The sequence below is a fragment of the Streptomyces sp. NPDC104226 genome, from assembly GCF_055584085.1.
On sequence record NZ_JBVJMS010000011.1, the window covers coordinates 192099 to 212695 of the forward strand.

The 20597-nt window shown below is 72.5% G+C and carries 17 protein-coding genes; 13 read left to right on the forward strand and 4 right to left on the reverse strand.

Annotated elements, in window-relative coordinates:
* Positions 1-94: 94 nt before the first annotated feature.
* Positions 95-2485: a SulP family inorganic anion transporter gene (locus ACZ60J_RS31465; protein ID WP_469687081.1), complete on the reverse strand. Its 2391-nt coding sequence runs from the start codon at positions 2483-2485 to the stop codon at positions 95-97.
* A 246-nt stretch (positions 2486-2731) separates the two neighbouring features.
* Here ACZ60J_RS31465 and ACZ60J_RS31470 point away from each other — a divergent pair, with 246 nt between their 5' ends.
* Positions 2732-4081: a polysaccharide deacetylase family protein gene (locus tag ACZ60J_RS31470; protein WP_469687082.1), complete on the forward strand. Its 1350-nt coding sequence runs from the start codon at positions 2732-2734 to the stop codon at positions 4079-4081.
* On the opposite strand, the gene ACZ60J_RS31475 is transcribed toward ACZ60J_RS31470, so the two are convergent.
* Entirely contained in the window at positions 4035-5045 is a 1011-nt protein-coding gene (locus ACZ60J_RS31475; protein WP_469687083.1) for an ATP-binding protein, read from the reverse strand. The genes ACZ60J_RS31470 and ACZ60J_RS31475 overlap by 47 nt on opposite strands.
* 109 nt (positions 5046-5154) lie before the next feature.
* On the opposite strand from ACZ60J_RS31475, the gene ACZ60J_RS31480 reads away from it, so the two are divergent.
* Positions 5155-6015, forward strand: a complete 861-nt coding sequence (locus tag ACZ60J_RS31480) for a Fic family protein (RefSeq protein ID WP_469687084.1) — start codon at positions 5155-5157, stop codon at positions 6013-6015.
* A gap of 449 nt (positions 6016-6464) precedes the next feature.
* On the opposite strand, the gene ACZ60J_RS31485 is transcribed toward ACZ60J_RS31480, so the two are convergent.
* Positions 6465-7334 carry an HAD family hydrolase gene (locus tag ACZ60J_RS31485; RefSeq protein WP_469687086.1) on the reverse strand — a complete coding sequence of 290 codons (870 nt, stop codon included), beginning with the start codon at positions 7332-7334 and terminating at the stop codon, positions 6465-6467.
* A gap of 491 nt (positions 7335-7825) precedes the next feature.
* Here ACZ60J_RS31485 and ssd point away from each other — a divergent pair, with 491 nt between their 5' ends.
* The 7 genes from ssd to ACZ60J_RS31520 all read left to right on the forward strand — a co-directional run bounded on the left by ssd (position 7826) and on the right by ACZ60J_RS31520 (position 12938).
* On the forward strand, positions 7826-9052 hold the full coding sequence (gene ssd, locus ACZ60J_RS31490; protein ID WP_469687283.1) for a septum site-determining protein Ssd: 1227 nt from the start codon (positions 7826-7828) through the stop codon (positions 9050-9052).
* The gene (locus ACZ60J_RS31495; protein WP_469687088.1) at positions 9049-10197 is read left to right on the forward strand and encodes a TadA family conjugal transfer-associated ATPase; all 1149 of its coding nucleotides are present in this window, start codon (positions 9049-9051) and stop codon (positions 10195-10197) included. Before ssd ends, ACZ60J_RS31495 begins: the two co-directional genes overlap by 4 nt.
* Positions 10194-11078: a type II secretion system F family protein gene (locus ACZ60J_RS31500; protein ID WP_469687090.1), complete on the forward strand. Its 885-nt coding sequence runs from the start codon at positions 10194-10196 to the stop codon at positions 11076-11078. The genes ACZ60J_RS31495 and ACZ60J_RS31500 overlap by 4 nt, the downstream gene beginning before the upstream one ends.
* Positions 11078-11854: a type II secretion system F family protein gene (locus ACZ60J_RS31505; protein ID WP_469687091.1), complete on the forward strand. Its 777-nt coding sequence runs from the start codon at positions 11078-11080 to the stop codon at positions 11852-11854. The genes ACZ60J_RS31500 and ACZ60J_RS31505 overlap by 1 nt, the downstream gene beginning before the upstream one ends.
* Positions 11855-12017: 163 nt before the next feature.
* A complete protein-coding gene (locus ACZ60J_RS31510) occupies positions 12018-12209 on the forward strand; it encodes a DUF4244 domain-containing protein (protein WP_469687285.1) in 192 nt (63 codons plus the stop codon).
* Positions 12196-12549 (forward strand): TadE family type IV pilus minor pilin, encoded by a 354-nt coding sequence (locus ACZ60J_RS31515; RefSeq protein ID WP_469687093.1) that lies wholly within the window; start codon positions 12196-12198, stop codon positions 12547-12549. The genes ACZ60J_RS31510 and ACZ60J_RS31515 overlap by 14 nt, the downstream gene beginning before the upstream one ends.
* A complete protein-coding gene (locus ACZ60J_RS31520) occupies positions 12546-12938 on the forward strand; it encodes an Rv3654c family TadE-like protein (RefSeq protein WP_469687094.1) in 393 nt (130 codons plus the stop codon). The genes ACZ60J_RS31515 and ACZ60J_RS31520 overlap by 4 nt, the downstream gene beginning before the upstream one ends.
* 324 nt (positions 12939-13262) lie before the next feature.
* Here the strand turns inward: ACZ60J_RS31520 and ACZ60J_RS31525 are convergent, their stop codons facing one another.
* Entirely contained in the window at positions 13263-15734 is a 2472-nt protein-coding gene (locus tag ACZ60J_RS31525) for a DEAD/DEAH box helicase (protein WP_469687096.1), read from the reverse strand.
* A gap of 81 nt (positions 15735-15815) precedes the next feature.
* Between ACZ60J_RS31525 and bldG the strand changes: the two genes are divergently transcribed.
* The 4 genes from bldG (at position 15816) to ACZ60J_RS31545 (ending at position 20416) form a co-directional block, all read left to right on the forward strand.
* Positions 15816-16157 carry an anti-sigma factor antagonist BldG gene (bldG, locus tag ACZ60J_RS31530; protein ID WP_243339893.1) on the forward strand — a complete coding sequence of 114 codons (342 nt, stop codon included), beginning with the start codon at positions 15816-15818 and terminating at the stop codon, positions 16155-16157.
* Positions 16158-16258: 101 nt separating this feature from the next.
* Positions 16259-16699, forward strand: coding sequence for an ATP-binding protein (locus ACZ60J_RS31535; RefSeq protein WP_469687098.1), 441 nt, complete (start codon positions 16259-16261; stop codon positions 16697-16699).
* A 567-nt stretch (positions 16700-17266) separates the two neighbouring features.
* On the forward strand, positions 17267-19678 hold the full coding sequence (locus ACZ60J_RS31540) for a sodium-translocating pyrophosphatase (RefSeq protein ID WP_469687100.1): 2412 nt from the start codon (positions 17267-17269) through the stop codon (positions 19676-19678).
* Between the two features lie 171 nt (positions 19679-19849).
* A complete protein-coding gene (locus tag ACZ60J_RS31545) occupies positions 19850-20416 on the forward strand; it encodes a small secreted protein (RefSeq protein WP_469687101.1) in 567 nt (188 codons plus the stop codon).
* Positions 20417-20597 lie beyond the last annotated feature (181 nt).

The window sequence follows — 20597 nt, forward strand, 5'->3', positions numbered from 1 at the left end:
GCCACTCAGTGGCACGGATAACGGAGGGTATCGGTTCAAAGCCCCCCGGGCCCGGGAGCGCGACCGGGTCGGCCGCCCGCCGGGCCCCGCTCGTTCAGCCGCGCAGCGACCCCGAGCCGACGGTGTCGAAGACCCGGCAGTCGAAGAAGTCCTGCCCCTCCGACAGCAGGTACGCCTGCGCCTCACCGACGTGGAAGTACATCCCGTGCAGCTCCAGGGTGCCCTCGGCGAGCCGGCGGGCCACCGATTCGTGGGCCTTCAGGTGCTCCAGCTGCTGCACCACATTGGTCAGGCACAGCTGCTCCACGGCGTCCGCCGGCAGCCTGCCGGAGATCCGGGCCCAGGCGTGATGGCGGCTGCCCATCCGCTCCAGGCTCGGCAGCCCGTGCCGCAGCCAGCGCCGCAACGGGGTCATCGGCATCCCCGGCGCGGAGTTGAGCAGGGCCTGCATGGCCCCGCACCCCGAATGCCCGCACACCGTGATGCTGTCCACCTGGAGGACGTCCACGGCGTACTCGATGGCCGCCGCGACCGAATCGTCCGTGGACTCGGCCCCCGGGAGCGGGACGAGGTTGCCGACGTTGCGGACCGTGAACAGGTCCCCGGGGCCGCTCGCCGTGATCATGCTCGTCACCAGTCGGGAGTCCGCGCAGGTGAGGAAGAGCTGCGAGGGCCGCTGCCCCTCCCGGGCCAGCCGGGCCAGCTCCTCGCGCACGTGCGGAGCCGTGTCCCGCTGGAAGGCGCCGATCCCGTTGGCCAGTTGACCCGCGCCGCGCCCGCGGAGCCCGGCCGCGGGGGCGGGAGCGGGGGCCGGGGTGGTGGGCGCGGCCGGAGTCTCGTCCGCCGTCAGGTCCGTACGGTCCGCCGTGCCGCGGTGGTCGCAGTGGTTCTGCCACGGCGTCCAGGGCCTGCAGCACTGGTGGTCCCCGCGCTGCGCACCTCGCTGGGCACTCCCGGCCCGCTGGGCCTTGTCGGCTTCGGCGATCCTGGCTCCCGACCGGCCGGTGACCTCCAGTGAGCCGCCGTGGGCCAGGTGGGAGTCCTGCCAGTCCTGGAGGGTCTCGTAGGCGGCGTGGTCCATGAACGAGCCGTCCAGCTCGATGACGGCGTGCCCGTGGTGCGGGATCTGGCTCAGCACCCGGCTCAGCCGCGGCACCGCGAGGAAGGTCAACTGCCCGCGGGCCCACACCCGGTGGACCCCGCTGTCGAGCTGCTCGACGGTGATCCGGGTCCGGGCCAGGCGGTGCAGGGCCAGGGCGACGGCCATCGCGATGCCGACGGCGACGCCTTCGAGGACTCCGCCGAGCACCACGGCCACGATGGTCGTGGCGTAGACGAGGATCTCGCCGTGCCGGGTGACGGTGCGCAGGTGCGTGGCGCTCACCATCTGGATGCCCACCGCCATCACGAGCGCGGCGAGTGCGGCGAGCGGGATCAGGTCGAGGGCGGGGACGAGCAGTCCGGCGGCGAGCAGGATCCAGAGCCCGTGCAGCATGACCGAACGGCGGCTGACGGCACCGGCCTTGACGTTCGCCATGCTGCGGACGGCGCCGCCGGCCACGGGCAGCCCGCCCAGTGCCCCGGAGACGATGTTCGCCGCGCCCTGGCCGCGCAGTTCGCGGTTGAGGTCGGCCCGTGCGGGACGCCGTTCCGTACCCCGCTGGGCGGCGATCAGCTTGTCGGTGGCCACCGCCGAGAGGAGGGATTCCACGCTGCCGACCAGGGTGATGGTCAGGACGGCGGCGATGATGCCGAGGACCGGGCCCTCGGGCAGTTCGGGCAGCGCGTGGCTGCGCCAGGACGGCAGGTCCACGCGCGGCAGGCTGAGCCCGGCGAGGGAGGCGGCGGCCGTGGCGACGGCGACGGCGGCCAGTGCGGCGGGCACCTTGCGCAGGCGCCGTCCGGTGCGTCCCGGCAGCCGCGGCCAGCAGAGCAGGACGGCCAGGGTCAGCACGCTGACGCCGAGCGCGGCCGGATGCAGATCGGCCAACTGGTCGGGAAGTCCGCGGACATTGGCCAGGGCGGAGCTCTGCGGGGTGCCGCCGAGCACGATGTGCAGCTGGGCCAGCGCGATGGTCACGCCGACACCGGCGAGCATCCCGTGGACGATCGCGGGGCTCACCATCAGTGCGGACCGGGCGGTCCGCAGTGCGGCCAGCCCGAGCTGGCACAGCCCGGCCAGCACGGTGATGGCGCAGGTGGTGCGCCAGCCGTAGTGCTGGATCAACTCGGCGGTGACGACGGTGAGTCCGGTCGCGGGGCCGCTCACCTGGAGCGGTGTCCCGCCGAGCCGTGCGGCCACGATCCCGCCGGCCGCCGCGGCGACGAGCCCCGCCTGGAGCGGGGCGCCGGTGGCCAGGGCGATGCCGAGGGAGAGCGGCAGGGAGATCAGGAAGACGGCGACGGAGGCGGAGAGGTCGGCCTGGAAGCCGGCCGGGAGGCCTTTGGTGGGGGGAGGGGAAAGGGGGGAGGGGCTGGCGGTCATAGGTCCCGTCTCCTCGGGGGAGGGGTGAAGCGGCGGGATTCTCAACACTCGGTAAATGAACGGTAATGGAGAGTAAAGCTCTGTGGTGAGTAATACGGGCAAACGGCCTAGGAATTAGCGCTCACGAGTGATTAACCATTTAGTCCGGCTTGTCACACCTTCCTTAAAACGGACCGCATGGGACGTTGCGGCGCGGAAGTCCTGCGACGGAACTGCGACGGAACAGCGAGGGAAGGGGTGCGGCGGATGACTGCCACCACGAAGAGGCCCGCCACGAAGAAGGCCGCCAAGAAGAGGATCGCCGGCGGCATCGTCGCCACGGCGCTGGTCCTGGGAGTGGCCGGGTGCAGCACCTCGGAGCCCGCGGGCCGCCCGGCCCAGGGAGGTCAGGCGGCCAAGAAGGGCGCGGCCGCGCCGGAGGGCCCGGCTCCGGGCAGCGTCAAGCGGCTCATCGGCGACGGCTCGACCTCGTACACGGGGCTGCAGCCGAACGTACAGAAGGCGGAGAAGCTGAAGCCCGGCGAAAAGCCGCCGCAGTTCGTCGTCTATTCGTGGGACGGGGCGGGCGAAGACAGCCAGAAGCTCTTCTCGCATTTCCGTGAGGTGGGCAAGAAGTACAACGCCCGTATGACGTACTTCCTCAGCGGCGTGTACATGCTCCCGGAGGAGAAGCGTTCCCTCTACACCGCGCCCCAGCACTCCCCGGGCCGCTCCGACATCGGCTTCGGCGACCCCCAGGGCATCAAGGACACCGCTGTCCAGGTGCGCGAGGCCTGGCTGGAGGGCAATGAGATCGGCACCCACTTCAACGGCCACTTCTGCGGACCCGAGGGCGGCGTCGGGACCTGGTCCGTGGACGAGTGGAAGAGCGAGATCAACCAGGCGAAGTCGTTCGTCAAGGGCTGGAAGACGAACTCGCCGGCCCTCAAGGACATGGAGGCGCTCCCGTTCGACTACGACAAGGAGATGATCGGGGCCCGCACCCCCTGCCTCGAAGGCCAGAAGAACTTCATGCTGGCCGCGAAGGAGATGGGCGGCTTCCGCTACGACTCCAGCGGCATCAGCAAGCAGATCTGGCCGAAGAAGACGGACGGCCTCTGGGACATCCCGCTCCAGCTGGTCCCCATGCCCGGCCGCGCCTTCGAAACGCTCAGCATGGACTACAACTACCTGGTCAACCAGTCCGGTACGACCACGCAGGGCGACCCCTCGCAGCACGCGTACTGGGGTGAGCAGATGCGCGACGGCCTGGCCAAGGCCTTCGAGCGGACCTACCAGGGCAACCGTGCGCCGCTGATCATCGGCAACCACTTCGAGTCCTGGAACGGAGGCACCTACATGCGTGCCGTCGAGGACTCCATCAAGACCATGTGCACGCAGAAGGAGGTCCGCTGCGTGCCGTTCCGCGAGCTGGTGGACTGGCTGGACGCCCAGGACCCGAAGACCCTGGAGTGGATGCGCACCCTCGACGTCGGCGAGGCGCCGAAGGAGGGCTGGAACAAGTTCCTGACGGCGGGGCCGCCGGCCAAGCCGGCCGCCCCCGCCGGGGTCAAGCCGGCTGCGGAGCCGGCAGACGCGGGTCAGAACGAGGAGTGAGCAGTTCCCGTAGGACGAAACCGGGGTCGATCTGGTCCGCCAGGTCGATCCCGGTCTTCGCGTTGCCCCAGCTCTCGGCGTTCCGCAGGTGGAAGTGGACCATCTGCTGGGTGTACCGCTCCCAGTCGCGGTGCGCGTAGGAGTCGTCGGCGGCGTCCTGCAGCGCCTGCAGGGCCAGCCGGTTGGTGGCCTCCAGCAGCTCGAAGGCGGCCGGGCGGCCCTTCTCCATCGCCCGTACCCAGTCCGACTGCCCGACGGTGACCAGCAGGTCCTCGCCCGCCTCGTCCTGGAGGAACTCGATGTCCTCCGGCCCCTGCACCTTGTTGCCGACGACCTTGAGCGTGATCCCGAAGTCCCGCGCGTACTCCTTGTACTGGCGGTAGACGGAGATGCCCTTGCGGGTCGGCTCGGCGACCAGGAAGGTCACGTCGAAGCGGGTGAACATGCCGGAGGCGAAGGAGTCCGAACCGGCCGTCATGTCGACGACGACGTACTCGTCCGGGCCGTCGGCGAGGTGGTTGAGGCAGAGCTCGACCGCGCCGACCTTGGAGTGGTAGCAGGCCACGCCCAGATCGGACTCGGTGAACGGCCCCGTCGCCATCAGCCGTACGGGCTCGCCGTCGAGCGTCACGGTGCGCGCGCAGGCGTCGTAGACGGGGTTGTCCTCGTCGACGCGCAGCAGCCGGGAGCCGGTGCCGGGCGGAGTGGTCTTGATCATCGTGTCGGCGGAGGCGATGCGCGGGTTGGAGCCCCGCAGGTACTCCTTGATGAGGGGCAGGTGCGCGCCCATCGCGGGCAACGAGGCCGCGTCGTCCTCGCTGAGTCCGAGCGCGGTGCCCAGGTGCTGGTTGATGTCGGCGTCCACCGCGACGACACGGGCTTCATTGGAGGCGAGGTGGCGGATGAAAAGGGAGGACAGCGTGGTCTTGCCGCTGCCGCCCTTCCCCACGAAAGCGATCTTCATGTTCACGAAGCGTAGTGGGTCGGTGGCTTTGTGTTGTATGCCTGAGTGAAGAAGACCACTCCAAGGAGGGGTCGGTGCTATGGGGGAGCAGTGCGTAGGCTCCTTACTTATGAGTAGCGCCTCTGCTTCCGCCGCCTCTTCGGCCGCCTCTCCCGCTTCCGCCGACCCGCTCGCCCCGCTGGCCGCTCTGCCGGGGGTCTCCGAGTCCGTGGAATCCGTACGCAAGGCCGTGGACCGGGTCTACGGCCACCGCGTCATGCGCCGCCGCGCCGTGGCGGTCGCCTCGGAGGCCGCGCTGCGCGGAGCGCGCGGGAGCGCGGCGCTGTCCGGGGCCGACTGGGCGCTGGAGGAGGTCCGCCGCCGGAGCGACTTCGGCTCCGAGCCGGAGGCCCGCACGGTGGGCGCCGCCCTGCGCCTGACGGCCGAGGCGGGCCAGCTGCTGAGCATCTGGCGCCAGTCGCCGCTACGGGTCCTGGCGCGGCTCCACCTGGTGGCCTCGGGCTCCACGGCCGACGGCGACGTGGTGGGCCGGCCCCGCCTGGCCGGCGAGCCGGTGGACGAGCCGCTGATCGACCTGCCCCTGCCCGACGCGCAGGAAGTGGCGGGCCGGCTGGAGGGGCTGTCCGGCCTGATCATCGCGGGCGGCTCCGCTCCGGCGCTGATCACGGCCGCGGTGGTGCACGGCGAGCTGCTCGCGCTGCGTCCGTTCGGTTCGTACAACGGCCTGGTGGCGCGGACCGCGGAGCGCATCGTGCTGATCAACAGCGGCCTGGACCCGAAGGCGATCTGTCCGGCGGAGGTCGGGCACGCCGAGCAGGGCCGGGATGCCTACGTGGAGGCCTTCGAGGGCTACGTCTCCGGGACAGCGGAGGGGATGTCGGCGTGGATCGCGCACTGCGGCCGCGCGATCGAGCTCGGTGTCCGCGAATCGACCGCGGTCTGCGAGGCGCTCCAGCGCGGCGCGGCCTGACGGGGTCTGCCCGGCGCGTGGCCCGGCGGGGTCCGGCGGGGCCGTGTGGCCTGGCAGGGGCCGTGTGGCCTGACAGGATCCGTGTGGCCTGACAGGGGCCGGACATGGGTTGCGGCGACACCGTACTGCTCTGGTGTCGCCGCTGGCATTTACGCCCAGTTACCAAGCGTCCTCGAAGTTTGCCCATCAGGTCGGGAACTTTGCCCGTCACCTGGTGCGGCTGGCCCGTAATCGACGGGTCGACGTCGCGTGGGTGCTCGGCGCTCATGCGATCTTGCTTCGGTCCGTGGGCCATACTGCGTTTTAAAGATGATCCTCTCGGATGTTCTTTGGTCTCGCGGGCCTTGACTCCTTTGTACTCCGCTTCCGGGTGGAGCGAAACCCCTGGCCGCATTTCTTTGCTTTCCGGTCCGAATCAGGGTGTATCGGACACCCGGTGTTCGTGCAGGTCAGCGGGGCGCGGCGGAGGCCAGGGCGCGTCGTCGGCTCGCGTACCAGACCAGTCCGGCGGTGGCCGCGGCCGCGCCCACCGCGGCGGCGGCGACCAGCGCCGGCCGTGCGGGCATCGACAGTCCGGGCAGCCGCTGCTTCAGCCGGACCGGCCGGTTGAACACCAGCACCGGCCACTCGCGCGTCACGGCCTCCCGCCGCAGGGCCCGGTCGGGGTTGACCGCGTGCGGGTGCCCGACCGCCTCCAGCATCGGGATGTCGGTCACCGAGTCGCTGTACGCGTAGCAGCGCGAGAGGTCGTACCCCTCGGACTCGGCGAGTTCGCGCACGGCCTCCGCCTTGGTCGGGCCGTAGGCGTAGTACTCGATCTCACCGGTGAAGCAGCCGTCCTCGCCCACGACCATCCGGGTGGCGACGACGCGGTCCGCGCCGAGCATCTCGCCGATGGGCTCGACGACTTCGGCTCCGGAGGTGGACACGATCACCACGTCGCGGCCCGCCGTGTGGTGGGCCTCGATGAGGGAGGCGGCCTCGTCGTAGATCAGCGGGTCGATGAGGTCGTGCAGGGTCTCGGCGACGATCTCCCGGACCTGCTGCACGTTCCACCCCTTGCAGAGGGCGGACAGGTACTCCCGCATCCGCTCCATCTGGTCGTGGTCGGCGCCGCCGGCCAGATAGATGAACTGGGTGTAGGCGGTGCGCAGCACGGCCCTTCGGTTGATCAGGCCGCCCTGGTAGAAGGACTTGCTGAACGTCAGAGTGCTCGACTTCGCAATGACCGTCTTGTCCAGGTCGAAGAAGGCTGCGGTGCGAGGCAAGGAGTGCGGCAAGGGCTGATTTTCCACGACCCGAGCATATGCGCCCACCATTCGGCGTAAAGTGCGGCGCGTGGGTTTGCCTGAGAAGCCTCTCGGGTACACCATGGAAGTCACGGATCGTTCGCGACCGTGCTAACCCGGTCTGGCTCCTCCCCCCCCGAGTCGGACCGTGGGGACGACCCCCGCTCTCCCCCCCGGCGGGGGTCGTCGCATGTCCGGACGCGGTTTGCGTCCCTGCCTTCGACCTCAAGTGATCACTCCTCGGGTCTCCTCGTCTTCGAGGGGCCTGCGCGGCGAAGGCCCTCACCCCCTCGAACTCGTCACGGTGCGTAGTCGTACCGGCGCGCTCCGAAACTCACCTGTTGGGGTGAGCGAGTTATTCACAATGGGGCGGGCGTCCACGGTTTTCGAGCAAGATCCACTTCTTTTTCCCGATCCCGGCACGGTGATTCCGGCCGCGAAGTCCGCGGCGCTGGATTTGCTGTGAGAAGGAGGCGGAGATCGTGGCTGGATCGAAGTCGTGTGAAGTCCGGGATCTCGCGATGGCGGGCGGGGACGGGCCGAATCCCGGGGCCGGAGGGCCTGTGGCCGCCGGCGGACGGCCGCTGATCATCACCGAGGACCCCTTGCTCCTCGACGACCTGCTGCGGCTGTGCGCCGCCGCGGGGGCCGAGCCGCATGTGCACCACGCGGTGCCCGAGCAAAGCGGAGCCGGTGGTGACGCGAGGGACGACGGGAGCAGCGGGGGCGGTGGGGGCGCCGTCGGGGTCGCGGGTGGCGCTGGTGTCGGGGGCGTTGCGGGGGTTGCGGGGGTTGCGGGGGTCGGCTGGGAGTCGGCACCGCTCGTCCTGGTCGGCGACGACGCCGCGCGGCGGGTCCGCGGCGCACCCCGGCGGGACGGGGTCTTCCTCGTCGGCCGGGATCTGGACGACCCCCACGTATGGCAGCGGGCCCTGGAGATCGGCGCCGAGGAGGTGCTGACCCTCCCCGACGCCGAAGGCCGGCTCGTCGACCGGATCGCCGATGTCGTGGAGGGGGCCGGACGGCCCGCCCTCACGGTCGGGGTGATCGGGGGCAGCGGCGGAGCCGGAGCCTCCACCCTCGCCTGTGCGCTGGCCCTGCGGGCCGCCCGGGCCGGGGAGCGGACCATCCTCATCGACGGCGACCCCCTCGGCGGCGGCATGGACGTCCTCCTCGGCGGCGAATCCGCCGAAGGACTGCGCTGGCCCGACTTCGCCGCCTCCCGCGGCCGCGTCGGCGCCGGAGCCCTGGCGGAATCCCTGCCCGAACTGCACGCCCTGCGGGTGCTCAGCTGGGACCGCGGGGACCGCGTGGTGGTGCCGCCCGCCGCGATGCGCTCGGTGGTGGCCGCCGCGCGGCGCCGGGGCGGGGTCGTCGTGGTCGACCTGCCGCGCCGGGTCGACGAAGCCGTCGCCGAGGTGCTCGCGCAGCTGGACCTGGTGCTCATGGTGGTGCGGGGCGAGCTGCGGGCGGTGGCCGCGGCCGGCCGGGTGGCCGCCGGAGTCCGGATGGTGGCCCGCGATGTCCGCGTGGTCGTACGGGGCCCCGCCCCCGGCGGACTCGACGCGGAAGCCGTTGCCGGACTCCTGGGGGTGCCCCTGGCCGGCGAAGTACCGGTCGAGGTGGGGCTACCGGGCCGGGTGGCCGAGGGCGAGCCCCCGGGAGCGCACGGGCGGGGCGCCCTCGCCCGCTTCTGCGACGGCTTCTGGCAGCGTGCGCTCGGCTCCGCCCACGGGGTGGCGGTATGAGCGCCGTACTCCTCGACGCGGTGCGCCAGCGGCTCGCCGAGAGCGGGGCGGAGCCCACCCCGGCGCGGGTGGCCGCGGCCCTGCGGGCCCAGGGTCGGCTGCTGGGCGACGCGGAGGTGCTCGGCGTCGCCGCCGAGCTGAGGTCCGAACTGGTCGGCGCGGGCCCGCTGGAGGCCCTGCTCGCCGACCCCGAGGTCACCGACGTCCTGGTGGCGGCCCCCGACCGGGTGTGGGTGGACCGCGGCGGCGGGCTGGAGCTGACCGGGGTGACCTTCACCGACGCGGCCGCCGTGCGCAGGCTCGCCCAGCGGCTCGCCGCCGTCGCCGGGCGCCGCCTCGACGACGCCCGTCCCTGGGTGGACGCCCGGATGCCCGACGGCACCCGCCTGCACGCCGTACTGCCCCCGGTGGCCGTCGGATCGGCATGCCTGTCCCTGCGGGTGGTGCGGCCGCGCGCCTTCACGCTGGAGGAGCTGGTCGCGGCGGGGACGCTGCCGCCCGGCGGGCAGCGGCTGCTCACGGACATGGTGCGGGCCCGGCTGTCCTTCCTGGTCTCGGGCGGGACGGGCACCGGCAAGACCACGCTGCTCAGCGCCCTGCTCGGGCTCGTCGGCCCCGGGGAGCGGATCGTGCTCGCCGAGGACTCGGCCGAGCTGCGGCCCGACCATCCGCACGTGGTGCGGCTGGAGACCCGGCCCGCCAACCAGGAGGGCGCGGGCCACGTCACCCTCGCCGACCTGGTCCGCCAGGCACTGCGGATGCGGCCGGACCGGCTCGTCGTCGGCGAAGTCCGGGGCGCCGAGGTCGCGGACCTGCTGGCGGCCCTCAACACGGGCCACGAGGGCGGATGCGGCACGGTCCACGCGAATGCCGCCGCCCATGTACCGGCCCGGCTGGAAGCCCTCGGAACGGCCGCCGGGCTGGACCGGGCCGCCCTGCACAGCCAGTTGGCGGCAGCCCTGACCCTGGTGGTCCACCTCGTACGGGACCGGGCCGGCCGGCGCCGGGTCGCCGAGGTGCACGTCCTGGAGCGGGACCCCGCCGGGCTCGTGGTCACCGTGCCGGCGCTGCGCTGGGGCGCCCGGGGGTTCGTCCGGGACCGGGGCTGGGAGCGGCTGCGCCCGCTGCTCGCAGGTGCCCGGTGAACGCCGGGGCGGTGGCGCCGCTGCCGGTGCTCGCCGGCGTGCTGTGCGCCGGAGCGGCGGCCTGGGCGCTGGCCGGGGCCGACGGGGTGTCCCGGCGGGCCAGGGCGGTGCTGGCCGGGCCGGGTCGGCCGGCAGTGGCGGGGCCGGCGCCGTGGGAGCGGCTGGCGGCCGGAATCCGGATCCGGGCCGCGCAGGGCCGGGAGTGGGCCTGCGCGGGGGCCGGGCTGGTGCTCGCGCTGCTGGGCGGGTCGGTGATCCCGCTGCTCGCGGGTGCGGCGGCGGTACCGCTGGTGCGCCGGTGGCTGCGGGCCCGGCAGCGGGCGCGGACCAGGACGGCGCGGGCCGCCGAAGTGGTGGCCCTGTGCGGGGCGGTGGTGGGCGAGCTCCGCGCCGGGGCGCAGCCGGGCCGGGCACTGACCGAGGCGATGCGCCGCACGGTGTCGGGCCCCGGCGGGCCGGGAGCCGCGGAGACCGGGGTCCTGGCGGCCGCGGCCTTCGGCGGGGACGTCGCCGCAGCACTGCGGCAGGCGGCCCGGGAGCCCGGCGCGGAGGGGCTGGCGGCGATGGCGGCCTGCTGGCGGGTCTCGGTCGACGGCGGAGCCGGGCTTGCCGCCGGACTGGACCGGCTGGAAGGTGCCCTGCGGGCCGAGCGGGACCGGGAGGAGTCACTGCGCGCCCAGCTCACGGGAGCCAGATCGACGACGGCGGTGCTGGCCCTGCTCCCGGTGATCGGCCTGCTGATCGGCACCGCACTGGGCGCCGATCCGCTGCGGGTGCTCCTGCACACGCCGGTGGGATGGGGCTGCCTGCTGGCGGGCGCGGTACTGGAGGCGCTGGGGCTGCTGTGGTGCCGGCGGATCGTACGGGCGGGGGAGCGGTGATGGGCGGCTTCGCCGTCCACAGGCTGGGGACGGCCCTTGGCCTCGCCGCGGCGGCACTGTGCGCGGCGTCGATGGTGGCGGCCCGGATCAGGGCGCGGGCGGCCAGGCGCCGGCTCACCCGGCTGCTCGCCGCGGAGGCGGCGCGCAGGCGACCACTGCCCGTACCCCGGCTGCGGGCGGCGCTGAAGGCCTGGGCCGGGCCGGCCGGGGTGCTGACGGCGGCCTGGGTACTGATCGGCGGGCTCGCGGGTGTGGCCGCCGGCTGCGCGGCGGGCTTCGCGGTCCGCAGGTGGCTCGCGCGGCGACGGCCGGCCGCGGGGACGGACCTCGGGGAGGCCGAGCGTCAGCTCCCCTTCGCCGCCGACCTGTTGGCCGCCTGCCTGGCAGCCGGAGCCGGGCCGGTGGACGCCGCCGAGGCGGTGGGGGAGTCGCTGGGCGGCCCGGTGGGCGGACGGCTGGCGACGGCCGGGGCGGAGCTGCGGCTCGGCGGCGAACCGGGCGCCGCGTGGGGGAGGTTGGCGGAGATACCGGGAGCCCGCGCCCTGGCCGAATGCCTGGAGCGCTCCGCGCGTACGGGGGCGCCCGCCGCGGAACCGGTCGCCAGGCTCGCCGCCACGCTCCGGGCGGACCGTGCGCGCCGGGCGGGGGCCCGGGCGCAGCGGGCGGCGGTCCTCGTCACCGCGCCGGTGGGTCTGTGCTTCCTCCCCGCCTTTCTCGCGCTGGGAGTGGCGCCGGTGGTGATCGGAATGGCCTCCGGTCTCCTCTCCGGGAACTGAGGGCAGCCGGGGCGTTCCCGGTGACATCTGAAGATCCGTCTGAATGGCTGCCTGGATGAGATGTCCAGATGGCTATCCGACATCCGAAATCTGAGAACACGTCAAAAGGCTGGATAAACGGGAGGTTGTCATGTCGGTCATCTGGATTCGCGTGCGGACGGTAATGGCGGGACTGGTGGGACGCGCGCGACGGAAGGGTCGTGGAGGCGATGCGGGGATGTCCACGTCCGAATACGCCATGGGCACGATCGCGGCGTGTGCGTTCGCGGCGGTTCTGTACAAGGTGGTGACGAGTGAACTGGTTTCCACGGCACTTCAGTCGACCATCGGGAAGGCACTCGATGCGCCGTTCTGACAGCGGATTCGTGACGGCGGAGGCGGCCCTGGTGATTCCGGCGCTGGTGCTGTTCGCGGGGCTGCTGGTGTGGGCGCTGATGGCGGCCGCCGCACAGATCCGGTGTGTGGACGCGGCTCGGGCCGGTGCCCGGGTGGCGGCCCGGTCGGAGCCGGCGGGCGCGGCGGTTGCTGCGGCCGAGGCGGCGGCCCCGCCCGGGGCGCGGGTGGACCTTTCGCGGACGGGTGACCTGTGGCGGGTCCGCGTCTCGGCGCCGGCCCCGGGCCCGGCCGCGCTGCCGGTCCGCCTCACCGCCGTGGCCGCCGCCCTGGCCGAGGACACCGTCGGGCCGCCGCCGTGAGCCGCCGCGGGGGTCGTCTGGGCGAGCGCCGCCGCCTGCGGCCCCGGGACCGGGACCGGGGGGCGGCCACCGTGTGGGGGGTCGTGGTGGTGACCGTGCTGATGGCGGTGTTCGGCGGGGTGCTCCTGCTCGGGCAGGCGCTGGTCTCCCGGCACCGTGCCGCGGCCGCCGCCGATCTGGCCGCCCTCGCCGCGGCCGCGAGCTGGGCCCACGGCCCGGAGGCCGCCTGCGCCACGGCGGTCCGGGTGGCGGTGGCGCAGGGCACGCAGGTCACCGGGTGTGTGGTGACGGGTGAGGTCGCGGAGGTCACCGCCCGTACCCCGACGGGCCCCTTCCGACCCGAGCTGCGCTCCCGCGCGGGCCCACCACTGCCCGGGGAGCCCCGATGAGGGGCCCCTCCCCGCGGCCGGGCCCGGGGCCTCGCCCTCCGCCCCGGCGTCCGGGAGGGGCCCGAAGGCTCGCCGTCCTCGGGAGCGGCTGAGGAGGCCGTCCTCCGCGATGCCCGGGAGGGGCTGAGGGGGGGCTGGAGGAGTGGCTGGGAGGTGCTGAGGGTGCCTGGGAGCAGGTTGGGGGTGCGGGAGGGGGCTGGGGTGGCTGTCTCGGTTTGGGGGGTGGCAGGGGCGATATTCAGCCAATCGGTGGTGGGGCCGTGAAGTGCCGGGTTTCGCCCGGTCGGCCCCGCCGGCCGCCCTCCGGTCCCGGGGGCGGAGGGCTCAGGGGGTTGCCGGTGGGGTGGCGGGCGGGGATTCCGAGAGGAGGTGGGTGAGGAGGCGGACGGCGCCGCGCTTGTGCAGGGGGTCGTTGCCGTTGCCGCACTTGGGGGACTGGATGCAGGAAGGGCAGCCGGCCTCGCACTCGCAGGCGGCGATCGCGTCACGGGTCGCCGTCAGCCAGGCGCTGGCCGTGTGGAAGGCGCGCTCCGCGAACCCGGCTCCGCCGGGGTGGCCGTCGTAGACGAAGACCGTCGGGAGGAGGGTGTCGGGATGCAGCGGGACGGAGACCCCGCCGATGTCCCAGCGGTCGCAGGTGGCGAAGAGCGGGAGCAGGCCGATGGAGGCGTGCTCGGCGGCGTGCAGGGCGCCGCCGAGGATCTCCGGGTTGATCCGGGCCTCGTCGAGCTGGTCCTCGGTGACCGTCCACCACACGGCCCGGGTGCGCAGGGTGCGGGGCGGCAGGTCCAGTTTGGCTTCGCCGAGCACCTCGCCGGTGATCAGTTTGCGGCGCAGGTAGGAGACCACCTGGTTGGTGACCTCCACCGACCCGAAGCAGAGCCGGCCCCGGCCCCAGGCGATCTCCGTCTCGGTCTCCAGGACGGCGATGGCGGTCGTGTCGCGGGCCGTCGTGGAGAACGGCGGGTTCGCCTCCTCGACCAGCGCGACCGAATCCTCCAGATCCAGGTGCTTCACCAGGTAGGTGCGGCCCTGGTGGAGGTGGACCGCCCCGTCGTGGACAGCGGTGTGGGAGGCCTCCTCGTCGACCGTGCCCAGCAGGCGGCCCGTGGCGGCCTCCACGATCTGGACCGGGCGGCCGCCGCCGCCCCGGATGTCGGTCAGGTCCGAGGCCCGTTCCCGGCGGGTCCAGTGCCAGGCCGTGGCCCGGCGGCGCAGCAGTTTCGCCGCTTCGAGCTGGGGGAGGAGGTCGCGCGCCGCCGGGCCGAAGAGTTCCAGGTCGGGCTCCGTGAGGGGCAGCTCGGCCGCGGCCGCGCACAGGTGCGGGGCCAGGACGTACGGGTTGTCGGGGTCCAGGACCGTGGCCTCCACGGGCTGCCGGAACAGGGCCTCGGGGTGGTGGACCAGGTAGGTGTCCAGCGGGTCGTCGCGGGCGACCAGGACGGCCAGCGCGCCCTGGCCCGAGCGTCCGGCCCGGCCGGCCTGCTGCCACAGCGAGGCGCGGGTGCCCGGGTAGCCGGTGATCAGGACGGCGTCCAGGCCGGAGACGTCCACGCCCAGCTCCAGGGCGGTCGTCGCGGCCAGGCCGAGCAGGTCGCCGGAGTGCAGGGCCCGCTCCAGGACCCGGCGCTCCTCGGGCAGGTAGCCGCCGCGGTAGGCCGCGACCCGCCGGGGCAGGGAGCGGTCCACGGCGGCCAGCTTCTCCTGGGCGATCACGGCGATCAGCTCGGCGCCGCGCCGGGAACGGACGAAGGCGACCGTGCGGACGCCCTGGACGACCAGGTCGGTGAGGAGATCGGCGGTCTCGGCGGTGGCCGTACGGCGTACGGGGGCGTCCCGCTCGCCCTTGAGCTCGGTCAGGGGCGGCTCCCACAGGGCGAAGACCACCTCGCCGCGCGGGGAGGCGTCGTCGGACACCTCCAGCACCGGCAGGCCCGTCAGCCGGGACGCGGCGGTCGCCGGGTCGCTCGCGGTGGCGGAGGCCAGGAGGAACACGGGATCGGAGCCGTAGCGGGCGCAGAGCCGCCGCAGCCGCCGCAGGACCTGGGCGACGTGGGAGCCGAAGACGCCCCGGTAGGTGTGGCACTCGTCGATGACCACGTAGCGCAGGGCCCGCAGGAAGGAGGACCAGCGCGGGTGGGCCGGGAGGATCCCGCGGTGCAGCATGTCGGGATTGGTGAGGACGAGGTTCGCGTACTGGCGCACCCATTCGCGTTCCTCGACCGGGGTGTCTCCGTCGTAGACGGCGGGCCGGACGGCGTTTCCGAGCGGTCCGGCCAGTTCCCGTACGGCGCGGCGCTGGTCGGCGGCCAGGGCCTTGGTCGGGGCCAGGTACAGGGCGGTCGCGCCCCGGCCGTTGGGCGCCTCGGCCCCGTCGGCGAGGGCGGAGAGCACGGGCGCGAGGTAGGCCAGCGATTTGCCCGAGGCGGTGCCCGTGGCGACGACCACGGACTCCCCGTCGAGGGCGTGCTCGGCTGCCGCGGCCTGGTGTTCCCACGGATGGTCGATCCCGGCGGCCTGAATTGCAGCTACGACATCAGTTCGGATGCGATCGGGCCAGACCGCATGACGACCCTCCCGAGGGGGCAAGTGCTCCGTATGGGTGATGCGTGCAGCACGCGAAGGCCCCCGTGACAGCCGGTCCAGGACCGTGCCGGGGGTGGGTCTGACGTCCTCGGGTGCCGTGGGCGGACCGGGACGGTGAGTGTTGGCCATTGGAACCGAGTGTGTCACCGGCGTGCGGGACAATGGTCGGAAGGCGTCGTGCGCGCCTGCCGGTAAGTGATTGAATGCCATCGCGGCAGCCAATCCCTCTCCCACCTCCGGGTGGGGAGGCCCCTGGGGGGCGCCGCTCGATAGCAAGGTGCTGGAGGATCCGTGGACCTGTCCCTGTCGACTCGCACTGTCGGCGACCGTACGGTCGTGGAGGTCGGTGGCGAGATTGATGTGTATACCGCGCCCAAGCTGCGCGAGCAGTTGGTCGAGTTGGTGAACGACGGCAGCTACCACCTGGTTGTCGACATGGAGCGAGTGGACTTCCTCGACTCCACCGGACTTGGTGTGCTCGTGGGAGGCCTCAAGCGCGTCCGCGCGCACGAGGGCTCGCTGCGTCTGGTGTGCAACCAGGAGCGCATCCTGAAGATCTTCCGAATCACCGGCCTGACCAAGGTGTTTCCGATCCACAACTCGGTGGAAGACGCCGTCAACGCCACCGACTGACGGCGCTCGGCGGCGAAACGGCCGATGATGGAGCGGGGGGTACCGGGCCACAAGCGGTCCGGGCCCCTGTAAGGCACGCCCGTAGTCCGAGGGGGACGCGCATGGCCACCGTTGAACTGCGCTTCAGCGCCCAGCCCGAACACGTCCGGACGGCCCGCCTGGTCGCGGCCGCCGTGGCGCGCCGGGCCGGTGTGGAGGAAGCCGTCCTCGACGAGGTCCGCCTCGCCGTGGGCGAGGCCTGTTCGCGTGCCGTCGGACTGCATCGCACCAACGGACTGACCGCGCCCGTCCGGGTGGTGCTGACCGAGGAGGAGAAGGTGTTCTCCATCGAGGTCGGCGACGAAGTACCCGGACCGGCCGGCGGCCCGGCTGCCGCCGTGCCCGGCATGGACGCCGTCCTGGACCCCGACACCGAGGGCGAGGACGAGATGGGCCTTGCCGTGATCAGCGGCCTGGTCGACGACGTCGAGGTCATCAGCGGGGAAACCGGCGGGACCATCCGGATGAGCTGGCCCGTGTCGGGGACCTCCGAACTGCCGTAGCCGGCGGTTGCCCGGCCCCTGCCCCCGCTCCCGGCCCCGCCTCGCGGCTCGACCGCCGTCGGGCACGGGGCGCTGACCGACCGCTACGCACCCGCCGGGGTGGCCCTGTGCCGACCGGGGGGTTTTCGTGCTGCCCCGCGGGTTTGGCGCCTTCCCGTCTGTTTCGGGTCCCGGTCGGGCTCTGTGGCGGGCGGTTCTCGGCGTCCGGTCGTCTGGCGACGGGAGACCGGGAGGGTGCCGATAAGGCGTCGGAGGCGGCTTGGCGGGGGCGCCGATGATGTTCCGCCGCGCGTGCCGACGTATCTTCCGATCTTATTGAAGGCCCTGCCGAGCAGGGCCTTTTGTGTGCCCCTAGATCCATTCCGTGATCGTTCTCCGGCGGGCTTTTCAAAGGGTGATCAAGCGTCAATGCTTTTGCCCCGTTACCGCTTTCGAGGGTAATGGAGTGACCAGATCTATTGGTGAGGAGCAAGTGCGCGCCAATTCCGTTTCCTGCGTACTGTTTTGATCTGGTCCCGCTCCCTACAATCCGTCCACATCTTGAGCTCATCACGTCAAGGAGGACGAATGACGGGGCTCTTCACCCCTATCGCGCCGGGTCGCACCACGGATCTGGCATCCGCAGTACTCACGGATGACAATCGACTCATCGTGATCGTCATTGCGGCCGTGGCCATCGCCGCGCTCGTCGTCGCGCAGATCCTGGTCCGCCAGGTCCTCGCCGCCGACGAGGGAACCGACTCCATGAAGAAGATCGCCGCCGCCGTCCAGGAAGGCGCCAACGCCTACCTCGGCCGGCAGCTCCGCACGCTCGGCATCTTCGCCGTCGTCGTGTTCTTCCTGCTGTTCCTGCTTCCCGCGGACGACTGGACGCAGCGGTCGGGACGTTCCGCCTTCTTCCTCGTCGGCGCCATCTTCTCGGCCGCCACCGGCTACATCGGCATGCGCCTCGCGGTCCGGGCCAACGTCCGCGTCGCCGCCGCCGCGCGCGAGGCCACGCCCCGAGAGGGCGAGCCCGCCAAGGACCTGACCGACGTCTCCCACAAGGCCATGCGGATCGCGTTCCGCACCGGCGGCGTGGTGGGCATGTTCACCGTCGGCCTCGGCCTGCTCGGCGCGTCCTGCGTCGTGCTCGTCTACGCCGCCGATGCACCCAAGGTCCTGGAGGGCTTCGGCCTCGGCGCCGCGCTCATCGCGATGTTCATGCGTGTCGGAGGCGGCATCTTCACCAAGGCCGCCGACGTCGGCGCCGACCTGGTCGGCAAGGTCGAGCAGGGCATTCCGGAGGACGACCCGCGCAATGCCGCGACCATCGCCGACAACGTGGGCGACAACGTCGGAGACTGCGCGGGAATGGCCGCCGACCTCTTCGAGTCGTACGCCGTCACCCTCGTGGCGGCCCTCATCCTCGGCAAGGCAGCCTTCGGCGACCTGGGCCTGGCCTTCCCGCTGATCGTCCCCGCCATCGGGGTCGTCACCGCGATGATCGGCATCTTCGCGGTCTCCCCGCGCCGTACCGACCGCAGCGGAATGACCGCCATCAACCGCGGGTTCTTCATCTCCGCGGCCATCTCGCTGGTCCTCGTCGCCATTGCCGTCTTCGCGTACCTGCCGGGCACCTACAAGGAGCTCGTCGGCGTCGACGACGCCGCGATCTCCGGGCACTCCGGCGACCCGCGGATCCTGGCGCTGGTCGCCGTCGCCATCGGCATCGTGCTCGCGGCCCTGATCCAGCAGCTCACCGGCTACTTCACCGAGACCAACCGCCGACCCGTCCGGGACATCGGCAAGTCCTCCCTGACGGGCGCCGCCACGGTCGTGCTCGCCGGCATCTCGGTCGGCCTGGAATCCGCCGTCTACACGGCGCTGCTCATCGGCCTCGGCGTGTACGGGGCGTTCCTGCTCGGCGGCACTTCGATCATGCTGGCGCTCTTCGCCGTGGCGCTGGCCGGCACCGGCCTGCTCACCACGGTCGGCGTCATCGTCGCCATGGACACCTTCGGCCCGGTCTCCGACAACGCCCAGGGCATCGCGGAGATGTCCGGGGACGTCGAGGGCGCCGGCGCGCAGGTGCTGACCGACCTGGACGCGGTGGGCAACACCACCAAGGCCATCACCAAGGGCATCGCCATCGCCACCGCCGTGCTCGCCGCGGCCGCGCTCTTCGGCTCGTACAACGACGCCATCGCGGGCGCGGTGAAGGAAGTCGGCGTCAAGACGCAGGAGATGAACCTCAGCCTGGACATCGCCCAGCCCAACAACCTGGTCGGGCTGATCCTGGGCGCGGCCGTCGTCTTCCTGTTCTCGGGCCTCGCCATCAACGCGGTGTCCCGTTCGGCCGGCGCGGTGGTCTACGAGGTGCGCCGCCAGTTCCGGGAGCACCCCGGAATCATGGACTACACCGAGAAGCCCGAGTACGGGCGCGTGGTGGACATCTGCACCAAGGACGCGCTGCGCGAACTCGCCACGCCCGGGCTGCTCGCCGTCCTCACCCCGATCGCCGTCGGGTTCACGCTCGGCGTCGGGGCGCTCGGTTCCTTCCTCGCCGGCGCGATCGGCTGCGGCACCCTGATGGCGGTCTTCCTCGCCAACTCCGGTGGTGCGTGGGACAACGCGAAGAAGCTCGTCGAGGACGGGCACCACGGCGGCAAGGGCAGCGAGGCCCACGAGGCCGTCGTCATCGGCGACACCGTCGGCGACCCGTTCAAGGACACCGCCGGTCCCGCCATCAACCCGCTGCTCAAGGTCATGAACCTGGTGGCACTGCTGATCGCCCCCGCGATCGTGCAGTTCAGCTACGGCACCGACGCCAGCCCGACCGTACGGGCGATCGTCGCGATCCTCGCGATCGGCGTCATCGTCGGTGCGGTGTACGTCTCCAAGCGCCGCGGCATCACCGTGGGCGACGACGGCGAGGGCGAGGGCGCGACCGCGGAACGGGTGTGCCAGCAGGGCGACCCGGCGGCGGTCTCCTCCTGAGCGCCGGTCTCCTCCCGAGACGGCTCTCGCGGGGCTGACCCGGCCCGGCTCGACCGTACGCCCGAACGGCGGACGGGGGGCGCGTACTGACGCGCCGTCCGTCCGCCTTTGCGTTTCCCGGATGGTGGACGTGTATCTTCCGGGCCGAGAGCCTTCGAAGGGACCAATCCGGTGAACAAGAAGCTTGCGGCCGCGGTATCGGGCGCTGCGGTGCTGATGCTCGTCCTGTCCGGCTGCGGCGGGGACGACGGCGACAAGAAGACCGACGCCTGGGCCAAGAAGGTCTGCGACAGCTGGCAGCCCGAACTCGAGAAGATCGAGAAGGCGAACGCCGACATCAAGCGGGTGGCGACCGAGAGCAGCAAGCCCGAGGAGGTCCAGTCGACCGACTCGGCGGCCTTCGGGACCATGTCCGAGTCGTACAAGGCGATGGGTACCGCCCTCACGGGCGCGGGAGTTCCGCCCGTCAAGGACGGCGAGAAGACCCAGGCCGCCGCGGTCATGGGCTTCGAGTCGACGTCGGCGGGCTACACCGCCCTGAAGACGAAGATGGACGCCCTCGACGCCAAGGACCAGGGCAAGTTCGCCGAGGGCCTCAAGGACGTGGCGGGCGGCCTGGAGGAAGCGACCAAGGGCGGCAAGGAAGCCCTCGACCAGCTCAAGGCGGGCGGCCTGGACAAGGCGATGAACAGCCAGAAGGGCTGCCAGGTGACGACCCCGTCGCCGGCGAAGTCCTAGGCGGAGTTCTGGGCGGAGTTCTGGGCGAAGTCCTAGAAGTTGCGGCGCGGGCCGCCGCTTTGGCGGCGGCGCCGCCACCACCGGGGCGGCCGGGATCCTTCGGGACCCGGCCGCCCCGGCGCATGTCGGGGCCGGGCCGCGACGGGCCGCGACGGGCCGGGCCGGGAAGGACCGAGCCGTA